We start from the raw sequence: 23033 nt of genomic DNA, 5'->3' as shown, positions 1-23033 counted from the left end.
TACCATAAAGTGGAATGTATTTCATAATATAATGCTTAAATTTTTATATTTTTTAATTATATATGGGTAAAATTAATATATATTGTTAAGTAAGTGAAAAATTAATATATTATTTGTAAATTTAACTTTAGCTTTTTACACTTATTATAATTTTTTTATATTTTAAGGTTAATTTATAAAATATTTTGTATAAAAATAATAAAAAATTTTTGTATAAATAATATTATTAAATAATATTTCTTTTTCTCTAATTTTCCATATTTTTGAGAATCTGTATTCTTGTATAAACTTGTACTGGTATGGTAAAATATGTTGGAGGAGTTGATTCTTTGGAAGATAAAAAGAACTATGGAGATTTACTCATGTTGGCTATTAAATCGATTCTTTCAGCCTTATGTGGTGTAGTGTTTCCATTTTTATATATTTTTTTCCCTTCGATGTATATTGTAGAATCCATTAAGGAGGGAATCCTTAAAATTATGGGAATATTTATAGGGGTTTGTGTGCTTTTAGGCGCAATTTTTAATCCTATAGATGGTTTTGTTGTATTTACAATTTTCGGACCCTTAATTTTGGTTTTCCATTATATGATTACGAGTAGAAGGTCAAGAACTCATATCTTTATAGCTGGTGCAATTTCATTTTTTGCATCCGTTATAGTTTTACTGGTTTCTTTTGGCATTAATTCAGAGGTTTTAAATTCTAAAAAAACTCTTGAGGGATTAATCAACATTTATACTAATATAGGTAGTGAAGTCGGCCTTGCAGATACTGAAATTTTTGATATCACATCAAGAGTTTCAAACTTGTATTATACTTTCTTGCAAATGGCACCATCTTACCTTATTATTTCATCTTTGGTTTTTTCTTATATAGTATATATTTCAGTTGTAAGGACTATGTTTGCAAAGGGAAGAATAATTATAGGTCCACCAACTTTGGAATTTATTAAGATACCAAAAGAGGTTATTTTTTTAGGCTTTGCGACCATTGGTGTTTTATATCTATTGAAATTTCCACAGGGAACAGAGATTATTTATAAAAACTTATTGTTTATTCTTTTATTTTTACTCTTTGTTGAAGGTCTAGCAATTATAAAGTTTTTCATGACTTCTATGAAGGTTAGTAGATTTTTGCAAACTATTATTATAATTGTTAGTCTAACTTTTCCATTCTTGCAAATGCTATTTATATTTTTAGGCGCAGTAGATTTGTTTATAGATTTTAGAAAGATAGGTGTGTAATATGAAAAATAATTTTTCAATGAAAGATTTTGCTGCCTATATGATTTTTGGCCTTATAGCAATTGTTGTAGCTGGTCTATATAAAATTCAAGCAGGTCTTGGCCTATTTCTAATTTTTATTTACATCATTATAATTACCTACAAATCTATTGAGAAGAAAAATGAAGATAATAAAAAATATGTGGAAAATTTAGATGAGGACTTTGATTCATTAACTAAGACAGCAATATTTAATATGCCTCATCCACTTGTTGTTACAGATGAAAAAGGAATTATTATTTGGTACAACACTCATTTTCTAAATCTTTTTGAAGATATGGAACTTATGAATGAGAATATTGATGATTTTATTAAAGACGTTGATTTCAAAAATATTTTAAAGGATGATGATAAAAAATCCTTTGATGTAAATATTGCTATGGATTACTATAGAGCTTATGTAAATATTTGTGATACATCTAAGTCAAAAGGTGGAAGAGATAAGGTAATTTTATTTTATTTCGTAAACAATTCAGCTTATTTTGAGCTAAAGAAAAAATATACAAATGAGTATCCTATAGTTGTTAAATTAGAAGTAGATAATTATGATGAAGCTATGGATTCCACTCCATCAGCTAATAAACCACAATTAATCGCAGCTATTGACTCAACAATAAGATCATATTTTGAACAGTACGATGCTTTATTTAGAAAATACAATGAAGATTCTTATTTGGTTATTTTAGATTATAAATCTTTCCTTGATATCAGGGAAAAAAGATTTGATATTCTTGATGATTTAAGAGAATTAAATAGAGAAAACTCTATGCCTATTACCTTATCCATTGGGACATCTTCAATCGGTCTTAATTTTAAGGCGGCTAATGTTGAAGCAGATTCCTGTTTGGATATAGCTTTAGGACGTGGTGGAGATCAAGCTGTCATAAAAGTTTCAGATAACTATGAATTCTTCGGTGGAAAATCAAAGGCTGTAGAAAAAAGAAATAAAGTAAAAGCTAGGGTAATTGGTGAAGCTTTAAGACAATTAATTGATAGATCAGAAAATGTTTATGTTATGGGCCATATAAATGCTGATATGGATGCAATAGGTGCAGCAATAGGTGTTCTTAGGGCGACTTTAAATAGAAATAAGGATGGTTTTATTGTTTTAGAACAATCAAATCCATCTATAGATAATTTAATAAAAAGAATGAAGAAAGAGGAGCCTGAAACTTATAGAAAAATTGTTTCTAGAGATGAGGCTCTGTCAAGTATTAAAAATTCTTCATTGCTAATACTTGTAGATAATCACAAACCATCTTTTACAGAATGTCCCAAACTATTAAATGGAACAACTCAGGTTGTAGTAATTGACCATCACAGGCGTGGTGGAGAATTTGTTAAAAATCCTGTATTGACATATGTTGAGCCCTATGCTTCATCTACTTGTGAATTAATTACAGAAATGCTTGAATATATGTCAGATGACTTAAACTTAACTCATTTTGAAGCTGATGCATTAATGAGTGGTATTGTTGTAGATACGAAAAATTTCTCTTTCCAAACAGGAGTTAGAACTTTTGAAGCTGCTTCAACTTTGAGAAGAGCAGGAGCAGACATGACAAAAGTTAAGGCGCTTTTTGAAGATGATTTTTCAACTATGATATATAGGGCTGAAGTTATTCAGTCTGCAAAAATAATTGGCGGAAATATTGCTGTAGCAAAATTTGAGAAAGAACTTGACAATTCAGTTTTAGTTGCAGCTCAATCTGCAGATGCACTTCTTGAAATTAATGGTATTGACGCATCTTTTGTTATGACTTTATCAAAAGATAAAATTCATATTTCTGGAAGGTCTAGGGGTGAAGTTGTTTCTGTTCAATTAATTTTAGAAAAAATTGGTGGTGGAGGTCATTTGAATATGGCTGGAGCTCAGCTCGACACCAAGGATTTTGAAGTAGCAGAGAAAAAATTAACAGATGCTATTAATGAATACATGGAAGAAAATAAGGAGAATAAAGATGAAAATAATTCTAATAAAAGACCATAAAGATTTAGGAAAAAGTGGGGATTTAATTAATGCCAAGGATGGCTATGCTAGAAATTTCTTAATCCCAATGAAAATTGCTATTGAAGCTACAAAAGAAAATTTAGCAAAATGGCAAGAAGAAAAAAGAATAGAAGAAGAAAATGAAAAGGAAAACAGAAAACAAGCTTTGGAACTTAAGAAAAGGTTAGAAAGTAAGAAAATATTAATAACTGCTAAAGCAGGTGATGGTGGAAAATTATTTGGAGCTATTACCTCAAAAGATATAGCTGATCAAATAAAAAAGCAATACAATGTTCAGATAGATAAGAAAAAAATAGATCTTGCAGAAAATATAAAATCTATAGGGCTAAAAAATATTGAAATAAAATTATATCCTAAAATAGTTGCAAATATAAAAGTTGAAGTTGATGGTGAATAAAAATGGAAGATATGGAATTAAATAATTTGGATACGGAAAATTTAAGAATCCCACCCCACAATAATGATGCTGAAACTTCAGCTCTTGGGGCAATGCTTTTGTCTAAAGAGGCAATTACTTTATCTATTGAAATAATTTCAGTAGAAGATTTTTATTCTCCTGCACACCAAAAAATTTATTCTTCCATATTATCTATATACAACAGAAATGAAGCCTGCGACGTGGTAACTTTATCAGAAGAATTATTAAGAACTGATTCTTTGGAAGAAGTTGGTGGAAGCGTATATTTAGCTGATATTTCTTCCTCAGTTGCAGCGGTTTCAAATTCAAGATATTATTTAAACATCATTAAAGAAAAATCTATTTTAAGAAAATTAATAGATTCTTCTTCAAAAGTCATAACAAAGGCTTATTCACCAGAGGCGGCTGCGTCAAGTTTAATTGAACTTGCAGAAAAAAGTATTTTCGAAATTAATGAAGATTCCAATAGACATGGACTTGTAAACATTAGAGATATTGTGCTTGATTCTTTTAGTCAAATGGAACAAAGAGCACAAAATCCTGGTGGACTTACAGGCTTATCAACTGGTTTTGTAGATTTAGATAGAAAACTTTCAGGACTTCAAAAATCAGATTTAGTTTTAATTGCAGCTAGACCTTCAATGGGAAAAACAGCTCTAATGGTAAATATTGCTACAAATGCTGCTTTAAAAAATGATGCTAGGGTGGCGATATTTTCTTTGGAAATGAGCAAAAATCAACTAGTACAAAGAGTAATTTCATCAAATGCACACGTAGATTTGCAAAAAGTTATTTCTGGAGATATTAATGAAGATGAGTGGACAAAAATAATTAATGCAATGCCAATTATATCTGATTTAAAAATAGAAATAGATGATACGGCTGCTATAAGCCCCTTAGAATTAAAGGCTAAGTGTAGGAGAATGAAAGTTGAAAAGGGTCTTGACCTTATTGTTATAGATTATTTGCAACTGATGCAGATGTCTGGAAGGGTTGAATCAAGGCAACAAGAAATCTCAACAATCTCTAGAAATCTAAAGGCGATAGCAAAAGAATTAGATGTACCAGTAATAGCTTTGTCACAACTTTCCAGAGCGCCCGAACTTCGTAGCGACCACAGACCTATTCTTTCTGATTTGAGAGAATCTGGAGCAATTGAACAAGATGCAGATGTTGTTATGTTCTTATACAGGGATGAGTATTACAATAAAGAGGAATCTGAAAAGCCAAATATCGGTGAACTTATAATTGCTAAACATAGAAATGGTCCTACAGGAACTGTAGAGCTGGTATTTAAAAAAGAATATACAAAGTTTTTAAATTTAGAAAGAGGAGGGGAGTAACCTCCTTTTTTTCGTCAAACACTATGTAAAATTTTATGCTAATGGTATAATTATTCACTATGGAGGTTAGTATGATTTTTGATTTATTTAAAGTTTTAATTCTTGGAATAGTTGAAGGCTTGACAGAATTTTTACCTATTTCATCAACAGGACATTTAATTCTTTTTGGAAAATTTATTGAACTTAGTCCCAAGGAATTTTCAAATGCATTTTTTGTAATAATTCAATTAGGAGCAATATTATCTGTTTTGTATTTATATTTTAATGATTTAAATCCTATAGGAAAATATAAGATACAAGAAAAAGTTGGAGATAAATATAAAAGCTTATCTTTAAAGGACAAATGGGAATTAAGAGATATGCCAACTATGCGACTCTTAGCAAAAATAATAATAGGTTTTTTACCAGCAGCAGTATTGGGATTTTTATTTGATGATTTAATTGACAAGTATTTATTTAATGAAGTTACTGTATCTATAGCCCTTATTTTTTATGGGATAATTATTATTTTAATGGAAAAAAAGAATAAAGATTCCTATTTTAAGTATAATGATTTAGATGATATTTCTTTGAAAACAGCATTTTTTATTGGTGTATTTCAATGCTTAGCTATGGTACCAGGCACTTCAAGGTCTGCAGCGACAATAATTGGAGCTATGTTACTTGGATGCTCAAGAACATCAGCTGCAAAATTTTCCTTTTATCTTGCAATCCCAACTATGTTAGGAGCAACGGCTTTAAAAGTTATAAAAATTGGTATTTCCTTTGGTTTATGGCAATGGTTTTTGATTATTGTTGGCGGAATAGTTTCATATATTGTAGCATTAATTGTAATAAAAAAATTTCTATCATATATTAGAAATAATGACTTCACATATTTTGGAATTTATAGAATAATATTGGGAATTTTAGTATTGTTTATTAGGTTTATATAAGGAGAAAAAATGAAAAATTTTAAGGTCGGCATGATTCAGATAGCTTCTAAAGGTGATAAGGATTACAATTTAAAAAGAATGGAAGAACTTGTAGATATAGCTTGCCAAAAAGGAGCAGATGTAGTTGCACTTCCTGAAATGTGGAATTGCCCCTATCAAAATTCTTATTTTACAAAATTTAAGGAGCAAGAGGGGGAAGAGTCCTATGAACTTATGAAAAAGCTTGCTAAAAGGTATGGGATATATCTTGTTGGTGGTTCTATTCCTATTAGTGACGGAGATAAAATTTATAATAAGTCTTTTGTATTTAATGCTTGTGGCAAAGAAATTTTTTCCTATTCAAAAATAAATCTTTTTGATATAGAAGGTTTTAAGGAATCAGATACCATTACAGGTGGTAAATCTCTAGGAGTATTCCAAACTGAATTTGCAAATGCAGGTCTTTTGATATGTTATGATTCAAGATTTCCTGAGCTATTTCAAAGTCTTGTAAATTTTGGAGCAGAAGTAATTTTTATGCCCTCAACTTTTATGATAAAAACTGGAAAAAGATTTTGGGAGCTTTGCAACAGAGCAAGAGCTATGGATACTCAATGCTTTTTAATTTCTCCTTCAATAGCAAGGGATAATGAACTTTCAAAAAATGCCTGGGCTCATTCCATGATAACATCACCCTATGGAGAGGTTTTACTCGACATGGGCGAAGATGAAGGAGTAGAAGTTTTTTCTATTGAAGCAGATCTGGTAAAAGAAGCAAGAAAAAATTTTCCCTACAAAAAAAGTAGAGAGAATAGAAGTTTATAGAATATATAGAAAACGTGGATTTTCCACGTTTTTTTTCTATATTAATAAGATTAAAAAATATAAAATATTTATCTATATATTTTGCAATAATTATATTTCTATGATATACTAAAAATTTTACTTTTTTATCTTTTTCTGATATACTTTAATATGGTATTGGAGGTAGAAAATGTTTAAAATAGGCGATAAGGTTGTTTATCCCATGCATGGGGCGGGAACAATTGTAGCGATAGAAGACAGGGAAATTTTAGGAAAAAAACATGAGTACTATGTTTTGCTTTTACCTATAAATAAATTAAAAGTTATGATCCCTGTAAAAAAAGCCGATGAGGTCGGTGTGAGAAAAATCATGGAAATCAGTGAAATGGAGGAAGTTTTAGAAATTCTTTCTTCAGAAGAAAAATTTAAAATGCCCACAAATTGGAACAGACGATACAGATTCAACTTGGATAAAATCAAGTCAGGAAACCTGATCGAAATAGCTGGGGTTATAAAATCTTTGGAAAAGTTAGATTCAAAAAAATCTCTTTCTACAGGTGAGAGAAAAATTTTAAATGAAGCAAGGATTATTATAATTTCAGAAATGGCACTAGTATTTGATAAAGATGTTGATGAAGTTGTTTCAATGGTTGATGAGGCTATTTTTGGATAGGGGGAATATTTATTAATAAGAACCGTTCTATAGTGGCAAAAATATTTAGAATTTTGTTTACTCTTATTGGTGCCGGAGCTGGTTATTTTTTGGTATCAATCATTACTCAGATTGATTTGGTGAAAAGTATCGGCAATGATAATGTTATCTTTGTTATTTCTTTAGTTATTGTTATTTTATTTGCACTTATATTTTTTATTTTTTCATCTAAAGTTTTCAATTCTTTGATAGAACTTTTAACTATATGGGAAAAGGAACTAAAACAAAGGTCATTAACAGAAATTATCTTTGCGGTATTAGGAATTATTGTTGGTTTTATATTGGCTTTTTTAATTTCTCAGCCTATATACAAAATCCCAATTCCTTATGTGGGTAGTGCCATCTCAATTATTTTATATGGAATATTTGGGTACTTAGGATTAAAAATTGGTCTTTCAAATAAGGATGTATTAAATTTTAAGATTAAAGATTTTGTTGTGTCCAACAAAAAACCGCCTAAAGATAAAATAAAATATAAAAACTTTGATGGGACTCCAAAAGTTCTTGATACATCAGTAATTATAGATGGAAGAATTTTGGATATTATTAAATCAGGTTTTGTTGAGGGGACAATTGTTATACCAGTTTTTGTCTTGGAAGAATTGCAACATATTGCTGATTCTTTTGATTCTTTAAAAAGAAAAAGAGGAAGACGAGGCTTAGATGTTGTAAAGGAGATTCAAAACCTCAATGATGTAAATTTAGTTATTGAACAAGAACCCTATGAAGATATTTCAGAAGTTGATTCAAAACTTCTTAAACTTACAGGTGATTTAAACGGTAAAATCGTAACAAATGATTACAATTTAAATAAAGTCGCTCTTGTTCAAAAGATTCCTGTTTTAAATATTAATGAACTTGCCAATGCAGTAAAACCCGTTTATTTGCCGGGAGAAGAAATGCAAATTCAAATAGTAAAAGCCGGTCGTGAATTTAACCAAGGTTTAGGTTATCTTGATGACGGGACTATGATTGTTGTCGAAAATGGCAAACATCTTATTGGAAAAACTATTGATGTTACAGTTACCTCCGCCCTACAAACTGCAGCAGGCAAAATGATTTTTGCAAAGCCTAATGAATAATAATTTAAAAGCTCTGATATATTCAGAGTTTTTTCTTTATTTATTATTGAAAAAATTCACTTATGTTAAAATATAAAAATAAGTAGGAGGATTTATGGAATTTAATTTTAATTCTTATCCATACTCTTCAAGAAGAGAAGTAGTATTTTCAAATAAATCAATGGTAGCAACGTCTAACCCAAGTGCTGCGCTAGCGGGCATTGAGATTTTAAGAAAAGGTGGAAATGCTATTGAGGCAGCCCTTGCAGCAGCAATTTCTATGCCAGTTGTGGAACCAACCTGTAATGGTTTGGGTGCTGATCTATTTGCCATAATTTCATATAAAAATAAATTATATGGTATCAATGGAAGTGGTAGAAGTCCTAAGAAAATATCAATACAAGCTCTTAGAGAAAAATCTTATGAGGATATTCCTTTTTTTGGAGTAGATTCAGTAAACACACCGGGGGCAGTTGGGGCTTGGTTTGAAATTTATAATAAGTTTGGTAAATTGCCTTTAAAAGAAATCTTTGAACCAGCAATTAATTATGCTAAGAATGGTTACGCCCTTTCTCCAAAAGTTGCAAAACTTTGGGATGATGAAGTTAATAAATATAAAAATTTAAAAGGTATTTGTGGCTTAGAAGAATTTTTCAAGGTATTTTCTGATAAGGGGAAAGCACCAAAAGCTGGAGATATAGTAAAAAATGATAATTTGAAAAATACCTTGGAAGAAATTTTAGAAACCGAGGGGAAATCTTTTTATAGTGGTGATTTGGCAAGAAAAATTTCTAGTTCTGTTAAAGAACTTGGAGGTTTTTTAGATATAGATGATTTGAAAGCATATAAGCCTTTATGGGTAGATCCTATAAGTACAAATTATAAAGGTTATGATATTTGGGAGATGCCACCGAATGGTCACGGAGTTTCAGTTTTAATGGCGTTAAACATTTTAAATAAATTAACTTTAACTGACAGGGAAGACCCAAAAACTCTGCACAAAATTATTGAGGCTATAAAAATTGCTATGACAGATGGCAAAACATATATTGCAGACCCATCTTTTATGAAAAAAAGAGTAGATGAACTTTTATCTGATGAATATGCCGAAAAAAGAAAAAAATTAATAGGAACTTGTGCAAAAAATTATAAAAATATTTTACCTATTTCACCTTCTACAGTTTATATGGCTACGGCTGATAGTGAGGGAAATATGGTTTCTTTAATTCAATCAAACTATAATGGATTCGGTTCTGGTATTGTAGTACCAACTACAGGAATTGCATTAAATAATAGACTTGCTAATTTTTCTTTTGATTCTAATAGTGTAAATGCTTTGAGTGGAGGAAAACTTCCTTATCACACAATAATTCCAGGTTTTATCAGTAAGGATAATAAAGCAATAGGACCCTTTGGAATTATGGGAGGTTTTATGCAACCACAGGCTCATGTTCAAGTACTAACAAATATGATTGATTTTAATTTGAATCCACAGGCAGCTCTTGATGCTCCAAGATTTATGTGGACTGGAGATAAAAATGTGGAAATAGAAATGGATTACGGAAATTATATGATTAATGCTTTAAAGGAATTTGGTCATAATATGATTATAAGATCTGATTACACAGATATGGGTAGAGGACAAATTATTTTAAGGCTCGAAAACGGAACCTATGTAGGTGCTACAGAAAAAAGAACTGACGGATATATTGGTATTTATTAATTTATTGTAAGTATATTTAGAAAAATTTTTGTATTGCTTTTATCCTAATGGTATAATTATAAGGAAAAAAGGGAGGATGTTATGAGAGAGGAACTTTTCAAAATTAAAGAAGCATCTTTAAATAATATTAAGGATGCTATAGATTTAAAAACAATTGAAGAGATAAAGATAAAATATTTAGGTAAAAAAGGAGCCTTAACGGGACTTTTAAAGGAAATGGGCAAACTCTCTAAGGAAGAAAGACCTAAAATGGGAGCCCTTGCCAATGAAATTAGAGAAAATATTGAAAACTCACTAAAAGAAAAAGAAAATACTATAAAAAATGCACTTTTGGAAGAAAAGTTAAAAGCTGAAAGAATAGATGTTACCTTAGAAACTGATAATTTAATTCTTGGGCACTACCATCCATTAAAAAGAACTATCGAAGACTTGGAAGATTTGTTTATTAAAATGGGATTTTTAGTATATGACGGACCTGAAATTGAAACTGTAGAAAATAATTTTGATTTATTAAATACTCCAGCAAATCATCCTTCCAGAGATATGACAGATACATTTTATTTTGATGATAAAAAATTACTTAGAACACAAACTTCACCTTGTCAAATCAGAGCTATGAAAGAAATAGGAGCTCCTTTGAGAATGATATGCACAGGAAGAGTTTTTAGAAATGATGAAGTTGATGCAACACACTCACCAATGTTCCATCAAATGGAAGGTCTAGTAATAGATAAAAATGTAACAATTGCTAATCTAATGCATTCGCTCGATTATTTTGTTAAGGCATTTTTCGGAAAAGATATGAAAACAAGATATAGACCTCATTATTTTCCATTTACAGAACCTTCTTTGGAAGTAGATACTACTTGTCCAAATTGCAAAGGTAATGGATGCCCTAGCTGTAATCATACAGGTTGGTCAATGGAACTTTTAGGTTGCGGTATGGTTCATCCTAATGTTCTTAGAAATTGTGGTATTGACCCTGAAATTTATTCAGGCTTTGCCTTTGGTATGGGAATTGACAGAATAGCCATGGTAAGATATGGCATAAAAGATATTAGAATGATGTTTGAAAATAATACTAAGTTTTTGGAACAATTTTAGGAGGAGAAATGTACGTACCTATTAAATGGTTGAAGGACTATATAGATTTAGATGAAGATATAAAAACACTTGCAGATAAACTTTCAGACTCAGGTTCTCACGTTGAATCTATTATTTCAAGGTCTGAGGGCATAGAAGGTGTATATACTGGTAAAATTACAGAAATAAAAAAGCATCCTGATGCTGATAAATTAGTTGTTTGCAAAGTTAATTTTAAAGATAAAGATTTACAAATTGTTACGGGAGCAAAAAATGTTTTTGAAGGAGCAATTGTCCCTGTAGCCCTTGACGGAGCAAAACTTCATAATGGAATAGAGATCAAGAATGGACTACTTAGAGGAGTAGAATCACAAGGTATGATGTGTTCTTTAGAAGAACTTGGATATGATGTTTCTGTTATTCCTAAAGAAGCAAGAAATGGAATATTTATTTTTCCGAAAAATACAGAAGTTGGCGCAGATGTAATAGAACTTTTAGACTTAAATGAACCAATTATAGAGTTTGAAATTACTCCAAATAGACCAGATTGTCTATCAATCATAGGCATGGCTCTAGAAACGGCGGCAACTCTTGATAAAAAAATAAAAAGACCATCTGTTGAAGTTAAAAACGCCAAAGGAAATATCAATGACTTTTTAGAAGATATTCAAATAGACACACCAAATTGTTATAGATATTATTCAAGAGTTTTATCTGATATAAAAATTGAACCATCACCCTTATGGATGCAAAATTATTTGATGGCAGCAGGAGTTAGACCAATTTCTAATATTGTTGACTTAACTAACTTTATTATGCTTGAATTAGGAACTCCTATGCACGCCTTTGACCTAGACTCTTTGAAAAATAAAAAAGTATTAGTTAGAGAAGCAAGAGATGGAGAAAAATTTAAGACCCTTGATGGAAAAGAAAGAGATTTGAAAAGTGGAGATATTTTAATTACTGATGGAGAAGAAATCATAGGTCTTGGTGGAATAATGGGAGGTTTAGATTCTGAAATCAACGAAAACACTAAAAATGTTTTAATTGAAGGAGCTTGCTTTAATGAAGATAAAATCAGAAAAACATCAAAAAGATTAAACCTTCGTTCAGAAGCTTCTGGAAGATTTGAAAAGGGACTTGACCCAAATCTTTGTGAAATATCTGTAAATCGTATGTGCCATTTGGCTCAAGTTTTAAACATTGGTAATGTTATTGATGGACAAATTGATGTATATAAAAATAAAGTAGAAGAAAAAGTAATTGAACTTTCTAAAGAAAAAAATAACAACCTAATGGGCATAGAACTTTCAACAGAAGAAATTGCATCTATTTTACAAAGGCTTGAAATTAAATGTCAAATTAATGGAGATATAATAAGTGCAAAAGTTCCGACATTTAGAAGAGATATAAATATAGCTGAAGATTTAATTGAAGAAGTGGCAAGAATTTATGGCTATGCAAATATTGAAAAAAAGGCTTTGCGTGGGGAACTTTCAGTTGGCTCTCGCCCTCATCACAGGGAAATTGAAATAAGAATTAAAAACTTCTTGACTGGACTTGGCTACAATGAATTTATGACTTATTCTTTTGTAAGTCCAACAATTTTTGATAAGTTAAATATTGATAAAGATGACCCAATAAGAGATACATTAAATATTTTGAATCCCTTAGGTGAAGATTATTCTATTATGAGGCCTTCGCTAATTCCTTCAATGATCGATGCTCTTTCCAAAAATGCAGCAAGATTTAATGAAAATGTAGCAGGATTTGAAATTGGAAATACATTCTTTAAATCTCAAAAAGAATTACCAGAAGAAAAATTAAAACTTGTAATGGGATTTTATGATATTGGTGATTTTTATTATTTAAAAGAAAGTATTGAAAAAATATTGTGGAATGTAGGGCTATCAGGCTTTACCTATAAAAGAATAAAGAAATCTTATCTTCACACAGGCAGATGTGCAGAGATATTTTATAAGGGACACAGTTTGGGAATACTTGGAGAAGTTCATCCTTTAGTTCTTAAAAATTACTCAATGAAGAAAAAAGTTTATGTAGCAGAACTTGACTTTGACTTTATCACTGAAAATTCTATTAATAATTATACTTTTAAGGAACTTTTCAAATATCCTTCAATAAAAAGAGATTTTGCCTTTGTTATGGATAGAGATATTGAAGCATCTCAAATTGAAAAGATTGCAAAAGATAATGGAAAAGACTTATTAGAATCCTTTAAAGTATTCGATATTTATGAGGGAGATAATATAGAAAAAGGCAAGAAATCTTTAGCCTTCTCTTTAGTATTTAGAAGTAAAGATAGAACTTTAACTGATGATGATATCAGTGCTATTTCAGATAATGTTGTAAAAGCAATTGAAAAACAATTGGGGGCAGTATTGAGAAGTTAGGAGGATTTATGTCACAAAAGCGTGTAGAAGTAAAAATTAAAGACATGAAATTCTATGTGGTAGGAGGAGAAGACTCATCTTATATAAAAAATCTTGCCACAGAGTTAAATGAAAGAATTACTAATATTGAAAAGTCCAATTATAAGTTAAATCAATTGGAATCAACTATTTTAACAGCTTTAAATATCCTAGATGAGTTGCAAAAGGAAAAGAAATCAAAGGCTGAAATGGGCAAAATCAGCCAGGATAAAGCACAAGCTTTAGAAAAAGTTGAAGAAATTTCTAAACTTAAGGAAGAAATTTCTAAATTAAGTGGAATTAATAAACAATCCAATGATGAAATTTTAGACTTGCGTAAAAAATTCAACAAAACTAACGAAGAACTCAAAGAAAAATCTAGTGATAATTTTAAGAAGAATGATAAAATAAAAACTCTAAACGAAGATATTAGTAACTTAAGAAAAGAAAACAATAATTTAAAAAATCAAAATCAACAAGCACAAAAAAAGATAATAGACTTATCAAGAGAATTGGAAAGTTTATATGATGAGAAATAATTATGAAATTTTGGCACCTGCAGGAAATTACGAAACATTTATTGTGGCAATATCGGCAGGTGCCGATGCAGTTTATTTGGGTGGTCAAAAATTTTCAGCAAGGGCTAAGGCATCAAATTTTTCTCTAGATGAAATTGAAAAAGCAGTTAATTATGCTCATTTGAGGAATAAGAGGGTTTTTGTAACAGTAAACATTTTAATTGCTGATAAGGAAATGGCTGAGGCAAGGGATTTTGTTAAAAACCTATATGATATAGGTGTTGACGCCCTCATTTTGCAAGATATTGGCTTTGCCATGAGAATAAAAAAAGAATTAAAAGATTTTGAACTTCATGCTTCTACACAGATGACAATAAATAATTATTATGGGGCAAAATTTCTTGAAAATTTAGGGTTTTCTAGGGTAGTTTTAGCTAGAGAAACACCACTTTATGAACTTGAACTCATAAAAGAAAAGACGAATTTAGAAATTGAAGTTTTTATTCATGGAGCCTTGTGTGTATCATATTCAGGTCAATGTTTGATGTCTTCAATGATAGGAGGAAAATCTGGCAATCGTGGAGAATGTAGGGGTGCTTGCAGAAAATCTTATGAACTCATAAGTAAAAATGGCAAAAGTCTTTCGCAAAGACAATATTTTTTATCTCCAAAAGATTTGAATTCTTTAGATACTGTAAAAAATTTAATAGACTTGGGAGCCTATTCTTTAAAAATCGAAGGTAGGCTGAAAAATCCAGAGTATGTATATCAAATTGTTAGCACCTATAAAAAAGTTCTTGATGGAGAGTTAAATAAAAATGATAGGGAAGAAGTCCTGCAGATATTTAATAGGGGATTTACTAAAGGCATTAATAATAAAGATTTTGGTAAAAATTTTATTTCCATAGATAGACCTGATAACAGAGGGATTGAGATTGGAAAAGTCTTAGAAGGTAAAGGAAATTATTATAAGGTAAAATTTAGTAGGGATATTGACGTTGGAGATGGATTGGAATTTTTAGGACTTAAAGAGAGATTTGGACAAAAATCTTTTAAGAACTTTAAAAAAGACAAAATATATGAGATAAATATTAATAAAAAAATAAAAGTTCCCTCAGTGATTAATAGAACTTTTTCCATAGATTTACAAAAAAAATTAGAAAAAAAAATTAATAGAGAAGATGATTTTTTTCTAGATTTAGACTTAAATATGAAAATTAAAAAGGGAGAAAAAGCCCATTTAATAGGATATTGTTCTGGCTATACAATAGATATTTATTCAAAAGATTTTGTGGAAAAATCGCAAAATGCTCCACTAAGTCAAGAAAAGATAAAAGACCTTTTAGAAAAATTAGGGGATACAGTTTTTAGGATAAAAAATATAAATATTGAAATGGATGAAGATTCATTTTTAAAAACCTCTCAGATTAATCAAATGAGAAGGGAATTGGTCAGCATATTTGAGAAAAAATTATCAGCCGTTGATAGAAATGAAAGAGAAGAAAATTTAAAAAAAGTACCTACTTATAAGAAAGAAGATGGCAAAATCTTTGTTGAAATTTCCTCTTTAAGTCATTTAAAACTACTTAATGATGAAAATATTAAGACAATTTTAAGATATGAAGATTTAGCTAAGATAGATTTAGATAAATTAAATTTTAAAAAAGTATATATAAAGTTAGGGAAAATTTATGATTCTAAAGATCTTGAACAAATAAGGGATAATATTAAAGATAAAAAAATACAGGGTATTTTTATAAATAACATAAGTCAAATTGAAGTGTTATGGGATTTAGGTTTTAGCCTTCACGCTGATATTGGACTTAATATTTTTAATCTTTCAGATCTTAATTTTTTGAAGGAAATTGGCTTTTCTTCTGCGGTTTTATCTCCTGAACTGAATTTATCCCAAATTAAAGAGATAAGGGAAAATACTGATTTCAATTTAAGCCTAATTGTTTATGGGAAAATACCAGTTATGACCATGCACCATTGTCCATACGCTTTAGTCAAAGGTTGTTTGGATGATTCTAACTGTAAAAATTGTGCATATACAAATTATTATTTGAGAGATGAAAAAAATGTTGATTTTGAACTGATCAGAAGAGGACATATTTCAGAAGTTTTAAACTCCTATCCTATATTTTTAGATAAGGAAATGGACGATTTAAAAAAATTAAATATAAGCCCATTTATCATTTCAGATGAATTTTTAGAAGATGTTTACTCACATTACAAATTAGGCTACAATAAAGAAAAGACAGAAAAGTTAAAGATTAAGATTAAAGAAAAAACTCATTCATTAACAAAGGGACACTTCCACAGGGGGATATTATGACTTTTAAAAAAGCTATAAGAACTTTGGAACTTAATAAGATATTAGATAAATTAAAATATTTTGCTTCTGCAAACATAACCAAAGATTATATAGATGAAATAGAAATATCAACCGATTATGAAGAAATTAATAAAAGGTTAAAAGAAACTTCTGAAGCTGTAAGTTTAATTGTAAAAAAAGGGGAACCGCCTCTTTTTGCAATTATTTCCTTAAGAGATGTTTTACGAAGAGCATCATTAGGTGGAATATTAAACCCTTCTAATCTTATTGACATAAGTAATTTTTTAAGAGTTTCTAGGCTTTTAAAAAATTACTTAAAAAAAGATGATAAGGATGAAAATACAGAAAACATAAGTATAATTAAAGATTTAATTGATAATTTATATATTAATAGAAATTTAGAAGACTCCATAAATAAAAAAATAATATCAGAAGATCAAGTTGCTGATGATGCATCAAGAAAACTTCTTTCAATAAGAAGAAACATAGTTAAATTGCAAGGCTCTTTGAGAGAAAAGCTGGAAAAAATTTTACAGAGTCAAAAAGATTATCTTCAAGATTGTATTATCACTATGCGTGAGGGTAGATATGTAATTCCTGTAAGAAATGAAAACAAGTCAAAGGTAAAAGGTCTTGTCCATGATATTTCAGGGTCAGGGCAAACTGTATACATTGAGCCTATTGAAGTTGTTAATGCTAATAACGAAATAAAAACTTTAAAAATTGAAGAAAAAGAAGAAGTTGAAAAAATTTTAAAAGAATTATCTGAAGAAGTCGCTGAAGTTTCAACTTCTATTGAGTCAAACGAATTAATTTTAAGAGAAATTGATTTTATTTTTGCTAAAGGCAAATTATCTCTTGATATGGGAGCAAATCTTCCCAAAGTCAATAAAAATAGATATATTGATTTAAAAAATGCCTATCATCCATTGTTAAATAGGAAAATTGCAGTACCTATAAATATTTATATAGGTAAAGATTTTACATCCTTAATAATAACAGGACCCAATACGGGTGGAAAAACAGTAACTTTAAAAACCCTAGGAATTTTACAGCTTATGGCTCAGTATGGTTTACATATACCAGCCGATGAAGATTCACAAGTGGGCATATTTAATAATTTATTTGCAGATATAGGTGACGAACAGTCTATAGAGCAGAATTTATCTACATTCTCATCACATATGACAAATATTGTAGAAATTTTAGAAAAAGTAGATGAAGATTCTTTAGTATTATTTGATGAATTAGGAGCGGGAACAGATCCCACAGAAGGAGCAGCTCTTGCTCGTTCAATAATGGATTTTATGTTAGAAAGAAAAATAAGATGTATTTCAACAACCCACTACAATCAGCTAAAGATTTATGCTCTGACAACAGAAGGGGTAAAAAATGCATCAATGGAATTTGATATAAATACCCTAAGCCCCACCTATAAACTTTTAATCGGTCTGCCTGGAAAATCTAATGCCTTTGAGATTTCAAAAAGGCTTGGTCTATCTCAAAAAATTATAAATCATGCTAGGGATCTTATATCTCAAGAAAATATAGAATTTGAAAAAGTTCTTGCATCTATTGAAAAAGATAGGACCAAGACAAGAGAATTTAAAGAACTTGCAAAAAGACATAAAAGCGATCTGGAAAAGCAAAACGCAAGGCTTGAAATTGAATTAAAAAAGATTGAAAATTCTAAGGAGAAAATTCTTAAAGAGGCAAAAGATGAGGCGAGAAGAATTTTATTATCAACTAAGGAAAATGTGGACTTAATTTTAGATGAGATATCATCTTTAAAGGCTGAGATTTCATCAGACCAAGCACGAAGAATACAAGAGTCGGGTGATTTATTAAGAAATAGCATAAGAAAAGTTGATAATGACAAGAAATTTGTAATTGAAAAGGCAAAAAAACCCATTGAAGATATAAAAGTAGGCGATCAGGTAAGAAATTCATTTGGAAATATTTCTACAGTTTTGGAATTGCCTGATAGTAAAGGTAATATCTATATACAATCAGGTATAATGAAAATGAAAGTACCAAAAGAATCTCTTACAAAGATTGATCCAATAGATGAAGTGTCAAAGACAAAAACCAGAAACATCATTAAATCAAAAACCATGGATGTTAAAAGCCAGATAGATTTAAGGGGTAAAAACTTTGAGGATTCACGAGATCTTGTTGATAAATATCTTGATGACGCCTTTTTGGCTGGTTTAAAAACAGTGAACTTAATCCATGGTAAAGGCACAGGGGTTTTAAGGAAAAAATTAAGAGAATACCTAAAAAAACAAAAAAATGTAAAATCATATTCAGATGCACCCTATAATGAAGGTGGAGATGGAGTAACTAGAGTAATTTTAAAATAAGGAGAGATTATGATTAATTTTAAAGAAGAAATTATAAATATTTTAAATGAAAATATCGAGGGCTTGAATAAAGATGAAATAGAGAGAATGGTTGAGATTCCACCTGATTATAAAATGGGAGATTTTGCCTTTCCAGTATTTTCATTAGCAAAAATTTACAGAAAAAACCCAGCAATTATAGCAGAAGAGTTGGCAAAAAAAATTGAATCTAAATATTTTGCAAAGATTGAAAATAAAAATGCTTATTTGAATTTCTTTATAGATAAAGATATTTTGGCAGAAGAAGTCCTAAAAGAAACTATTGATAAAAAAGAAAATTTTGGCAAAAGCACCATAGGTAGGGGAAAGAATGTATGCGTAGAATATTCCTCTACAAATATAGCTAAACCATTTCATATAGGTCATATCAGATCAACAGTAATCGGAGATTCCATAAAAAGAATTTATCAATTTTTAGGTTATAATACCATAGCAATAAACCATTTGGGAGATTATGGAACTCAATTTGGTATGCTTATCTATGCCTACAAAAAATGGGGAGATAAGAAAAAAATAGAAGAAAATCCTATTGATGAGCTTTTAAAACTTTATGTTAAAGTCAACACATTAGCAGAAGAAGACAAAGAAGTTAAAGAAGAGTGCAGATATTGGTTTAAAGAATTAGAAAACCAAAATCCTGAAGCTGTAGAGATTTGGAAATGGTTTAAAGAAGTTTCCTTAAAAGAATTTAACAGAGTTTATAAGATGCTTGATATAGAATTTGATTCCTATAATGGAGAAAGTTTTTATTCAGATAAGATGCCTGCATTGATTGAAGATTTAAGAAATAGAAATATTTTAGAAGAATCTCAAGGTGCAGAGGTAATAAACTTAGATGAGTATGATTTGCCGCCAGCAATCGTAGTTAAAAGTGATGGTACAACAATTTATTTGACTAGAGATTTAGCTGCAGCAAAATATAGACACGAAAATTATAAACCTTTCAGAAGCATTTATGTAGTTGGTTCTCAACAAAGCTTGCATTTTAAACAATTAAAAGCTGCTCTTAAAAAGGCTGGCTTTGATTGGTATGATGAAATAATCCATGTGGCTTTTGGTATGGTATCTTTAGAAGACGGAACCCTATCAACAAGAAAAGGCAAAGTAGTATATCTTGAAGATGTTTTAAATAGGGCTATAGAAAAAGTAAGAGAAATTTTAGACCAAAGAGAAGAAAAAACATCAAGAAAAATTGAAAACAAAGAAGAGTTGGCTGAAATTGTTGGTATAGGAGCAATAAAATTCCAAGAATTATTTAATCAAAGAATAAAAGATTATGTATTTAATTGGGACAAAACTTTATCTTTTGAAGGAGAAAGCGGTCCATATGTTCAATATGTATACGCCAGAATATCATCACTACTAGAAAAAGGTGAATTTTCCTTAGATAAGAAATTTGATTTCTCCTTATTACAAGGTCAAGAAGAAGTTGATATTTTGAGAAATTTATACAATTTCACAGATGTAGTTATAGATGCACATAATAAATTTGAACCTTATATTATTACGAGATATATTGTAGAGCTTGCAAAAAATTTCAACAAATTTTACACCCAAAGACCTATACTTGTAGATGATGAGCTAACAAAAAATACTAGACTATTATTATGCTATAGCGTAAAAAATGTTATAAGACAAGGGCTTGATTTGTTAGGAATTAAAGCACCTGAAAAGATGTAAAGGAGGCTTTATGAGTTTTTTTGAAGATTTAACTTTAGTTTATAATAAAGCCATAAAAAAAACACTTAAAAACATAAAAAATAATCCTGTAATATTATTAGGACCAATTTTTTATGGAGCCTTATATCAAATAGCTATAAATATTTTTTCAATATTTATAGCCCCAACTTTAGGGATGTTGTCGGGATTTTTGTTGCCTATAGTATCTTCTATGATATTATCTAGTTATTTTTCTATGCTTAGTGATGTCATATATTACAACAGAATATCTTTTAACAATTTTACAAGGTCATTTACAGACTATTTCTCATCGATATATTCAGTATATTTTATATTGATAATAATTTCATGGATAACACCAATGCTTGGAAATTTACCCGTAGCACACTTATTCATAAGCGTGATTTTAGTAGTTCTTTTTAACCCCATAGCAGAAGAAATATATATTGGAGGAAATACTTATACTCAAGCCTATAGCAAGTGCGTAGAATTTTTAAAAGAAAATGCCTTTTTATGGATGTTACCTTTTATATTATATTTATTAATAACACAAGTTATGGGTTTTTCAATTGCACAAGGATTAATGATGTCAAATGTAATCGACATTCCTCTTGGCAATTTTCAAATGTCACCACTAATGGGTACAAGCAATATAAAGGCGATAATCGCCCTTCTTTTGACTGGAGTTTATGCAATCTTTAGGGGCAATTTATTTACAATATTAAACAATTCAACAAGAAGAAAAAGAGCCTATATGGGAGAATATTATGACGATTGAAGAAAAACTAGAAAAAGAAATTAATGAAAAAATTGAGAAAATAGGATTTATAGAACTAAAAGATAATATAAAAATTAAAGATGATATATATTTAAAAAAGGGGATAGATTATCCCCTTAAATTTTCATATTTAAAAAAAGGTCTTAGGGATAAATCTTTTTATGCCGGCATAGATTTGGAAAAATTCATAGACTCAATGATTTATCTAATAGGAATAAAAAAAGATATTAACAATTCTCAGATATATATAAAAAACATAAAAGATATTATTAAAGATCCCTTTGAATATATAATAAGTAAGGCATATGAATCACTAAAAAATGATTCAGCCTCAGCAATAATATATTTACAAGCTTATGAAAACCTATATGGCTTTGATAAAAGAATCTTATTTAGCAAATACCAAGTAATCGAATATTATATAGATAAAAATAGGGATGAAATTGACTATAAAGAGTTAGAACAAGCAGAAAGTAATATAATAAATAATTATTTAGATATGATAGAAGAAGACGAAAAATTTGCGCCACCCTACCTAAGGCTTGCCTATATATACGAAAACAGAGGACACTTCATAAAAGCAAAATTATATTTTGAAAAATACCTTTTTTATTCAAAAGAAGAAGCAACAAAAGAAGAGGTAAGACAGGAACTTGTAAAGATAGAAGACTATGTATCAATAGAAGCTGCACAAACTTATATAATATACGGAGATAACTTTAAGGCTCTTCAAGCATTAGAAAAAATTAGCTTAGACTATAAGGATAAAATGCTTTTAAACTTATTAAAAGGAAAAGTAAACTACGCTTTAGGAAAATTTGAAGAAGCTTCAAAATTTCTAGAATTATCATATCTAGAAAAAATCACAGATGAAAATGCAAGTTTACTAGCTATGGCATATGCCCAAGAAGGACAAATAAATAGAGCAAAGAAAATATTAGAAGAAGCAATAGAGATAGAAAAGGAATCAAATATACTTTATTATGATTTAGCTACTATAAATTTAAATGAAAATAAACCCGAAGAAGCTCTAGAAAACTTCAAAAAATCCTACAGATTACACTCAGACGAAAATATAGAAAAAATTATAAAAAAATTAGAAGAAACTATTGACAAGAAAAATAAATCATAGTATACTATACGAGTTGTCGCAATAAGACAATATATATCTCGTAAAAATAAAGTAAAAAAATTATAAAAAACTTTTAAAAAATACTTGACAGAAACGCAAGAGGGATATATAATGAAAAAGCTACTTCAAAAGTAGCCAAGAAACATGATAATTAAATAGTGTAAGAATAAATCACAAAGCAGTTCGAAAGAACAAAGAAACCAGAATTCGTAAATCAGAAATGATTTTTTGAGTTAGACAAATTTTTAATTGAGAGTTTGATCCTGGCTCAGGACGAACGCTGGCGGCGCGCTTAACACATGCAAGTCGAGCGATGAAATCTTAACAGAACCCTTCGGGGTGAAGATAAGACGGATTAGCGGCGGACGGGTGAGTAACACGTGAGTAACCTGCCTTTTACACAG

17 protein-coding genes and 1 rRNA gene are annotated in these 23033 nt (G+C 29.5%); all 18 read left to right on the top strand.

Annotated features, from left to right (window positions below):
- Positions 1 to 299 precede the first annotated feature (299 nt).
- Entirely contained in the window at positions 300 to 1244 is a 945-nt protein-coding gene (locus tag F594_RS0107105) for a DUF2232 domain-containing protein (protein ID WP_019035058.1), read from the top strand.
- Position 1245: 1 nt separating this feature from the next.
- Positions 1246 to 3273, top strand: a complete 2028-nt coding sequence (locus F594_RS0107100) for a DHH family phosphoesterase (protein WP_019035057.1) — start codon at positions 1246 to 1248, stop codon at positions 3271 to 3273.
- Positions 3245 to 3691: a 50S ribosomal protein L9 gene (gene rplI, locus F594_RS0107095; RefSeq protein WP_019035056.1), complete on the top strand. Its 447-nt coding sequence runs from the start codon at positions 3245 to 3247 to the stop codon at positions 3689 to 3691. Before F594_RS0107100 ends, rplI begins: the two co-directional genes overlap by 29 nt.
- 2 nt (positions 3692 to 3693) lie before the next feature.
- Positions 3694 to 5055 carry a replicative DNA helicase gene (dnaB, locus tag F594_RS0107090; protein WP_019035055.1) on the top strand — a complete coding sequence of 454 codons (1362 nt, stop codon included), beginning with the start codon at positions 3694 to 3696 and terminating at the stop codon, positions 5053 to 5055.
- 71 nt (positions 5056 to 5126) lie between these two features.
- Positions 5127 to 5990: an undecaprenyl-diphosphate phosphatase gene (locus F594_RS0107085; protein ID WP_019035054.1), complete on the top strand. Its 864-nt coding sequence runs from the start codon at positions 5127 to 5129 to the stop codon at positions 5988 to 5990.
- Between the two features lie 9 nt (positions 5991 to 5999).
- On the top strand, positions 6000 to 6794 hold the full coding sequence (locus F594_RS0107080; RefSeq protein ID WP_004826475.1) for a nitrilase-related carbon-nitrogen hydrolase: 795 nt from the start codon (positions 6000 to 6002) through the stop codon (positions 6792 to 6794).
- 169 nt (positions 6795 to 6963) lie between these two features.
- Complete coding sequence (locus F594_RS0107075) at positions 6964 to 7446, top strand: CarD family transcriptional regulator (RefSeq protein ID WP_004826468.1); 483 nt, start codon at positions 6964 to 6966, stop codon at positions 7444 to 7446.
- Between the two features lie 32 nt (positions 7447 to 7478).
- A complete protein-coding gene (locus F594_RS0107070; protein WP_019035053.1) occupies positions 7479 to 8567 on the top strand; it encodes a PIN/TRAM domain-containing protein in 1089 nt (362 codons plus the stop codon).
- Between the two features lie 94 nt (positions 8568 to 8661).
- Positions 8662 to 10269 carry a gamma-glutamyltransferase family protein gene (locus F594_RS0107065; RefSeq protein ID WP_019035052.1) on the top strand — a complete coding sequence of 536 codons (1608 nt, stop codon included), beginning with the start codon at positions 8662 to 8664 and terminating at the stop codon, positions 10267 to 10269.
- Positions 10270 to 10350: 81 nt separating this feature from the next.
- Complete coding sequence (gene pheS / locus F594_RS0107060) at positions 10351 to 11373, top strand: phenylalanine--tRNA ligase subunit alpha (protein ID WP_019035051.1); 1023 nt, start codon at positions 10351 to 10353, stop codon at positions 11371 to 11373.
- 8 nt (positions 11374 to 11381) lie between these two features.
- On the top strand, positions 11382 to 13763 hold the full coding sequence (gene pheT, locus F594_RS0107055) for a phenylalanine--tRNA ligase subunit beta (protein WP_019035050.1): 2382 nt from the start codon (positions 11382 to 11384) through the stop codon (positions 13761 to 13763).
- A gap of 8 nt (positions 13764 to 13771) precedes the next feature.
- Entirely contained in the window at positions 13772 to 14320 is a 549-nt protein-coding gene (zapA, locus tag F594_RS0107050; protein WP_019035049.1) for a cell division protein ZapA, read from the top strand.
- The gene (locus F594_RS0107045; protein WP_019035048.1) at positions 14307 to 16637 is read left to right on the top strand and encodes a U32 family peptidase; all 2331 of its coding nucleotides are present in this window, start codon (positions 14307 to 14309) and stop codon (positions 16635 to 16637) included. The genes zapA and F594_RS0107045 overlap by 14 nt, the downstream gene beginning before the upstream one ends.
- Positions 16634 to 19000 (top strand): endonuclease MutS2, encoded by a 2367-nt coding sequence (locus F594_RS0107040; RefSeq protein ID WP_019035047.1) that lies wholly within the window; start codon positions 16634 to 16636, stop codon positions 18998 to 19000. Before F594_RS0107045 ends, F594_RS0107040 begins: the two co-directional genes overlap by 4 nt.
- A 9-nt stretch (positions 19001 to 19009) precedes the next feature.
- On the top strand, positions 19010 to 20719 hold the full coding sequence (argS, locus tag F594_RS0107035) for an arginine--tRNA ligase (RefSeq protein WP_019035046.1): 1710 nt from the start codon (positions 19010 to 19012) through the stop codon (positions 20717 to 20719).
- 10 nt (positions 20720 to 20729) lie between these two features.
- Positions 20730 to 21497: a hypothetical protein gene (locus F594_RS0107030; protein WP_019035045.1), complete on the top strand. Its 768-nt coding sequence runs from the start codon at positions 20730 to 20732 to the stop codon at positions 21495 to 21497.
- Positions 21487 to 22629: a tetratricopeptide repeat protein gene (locus F594_RS0107025; RefSeq protein ID WP_019035044.1), complete on the top strand. Its 1143-nt coding sequence runs from the start codon at positions 21487 to 21489 to the stop codon at positions 22627 to 22629. Before F594_RS0107030 ends, F594_RS0107025 begins: the two co-directional genes overlap by 11 nt.
- 245 nt (positions 22630 to 22874) lie before the next feature.
- Positions 22875 to 23033, top strand: a 16S ribosomal RNA gene (locus F594_RS0107020); the annotation flags it as partial.

Source organism: Peptoniphilus lacrimalis DSM 7455 (genome assembly GCF_000378725.1).
In the GTDB taxonomy this organism is placed as follows: Bacteria; Bacillota; Clostridia; order Tissierellales; family Peptoniphilaceae; genus Peptoniphilus_A; species Peptoniphilus_A lacrimalis.
This window is presented reverse-complemented; position numbering and strand designations above follow the sequence as displayed.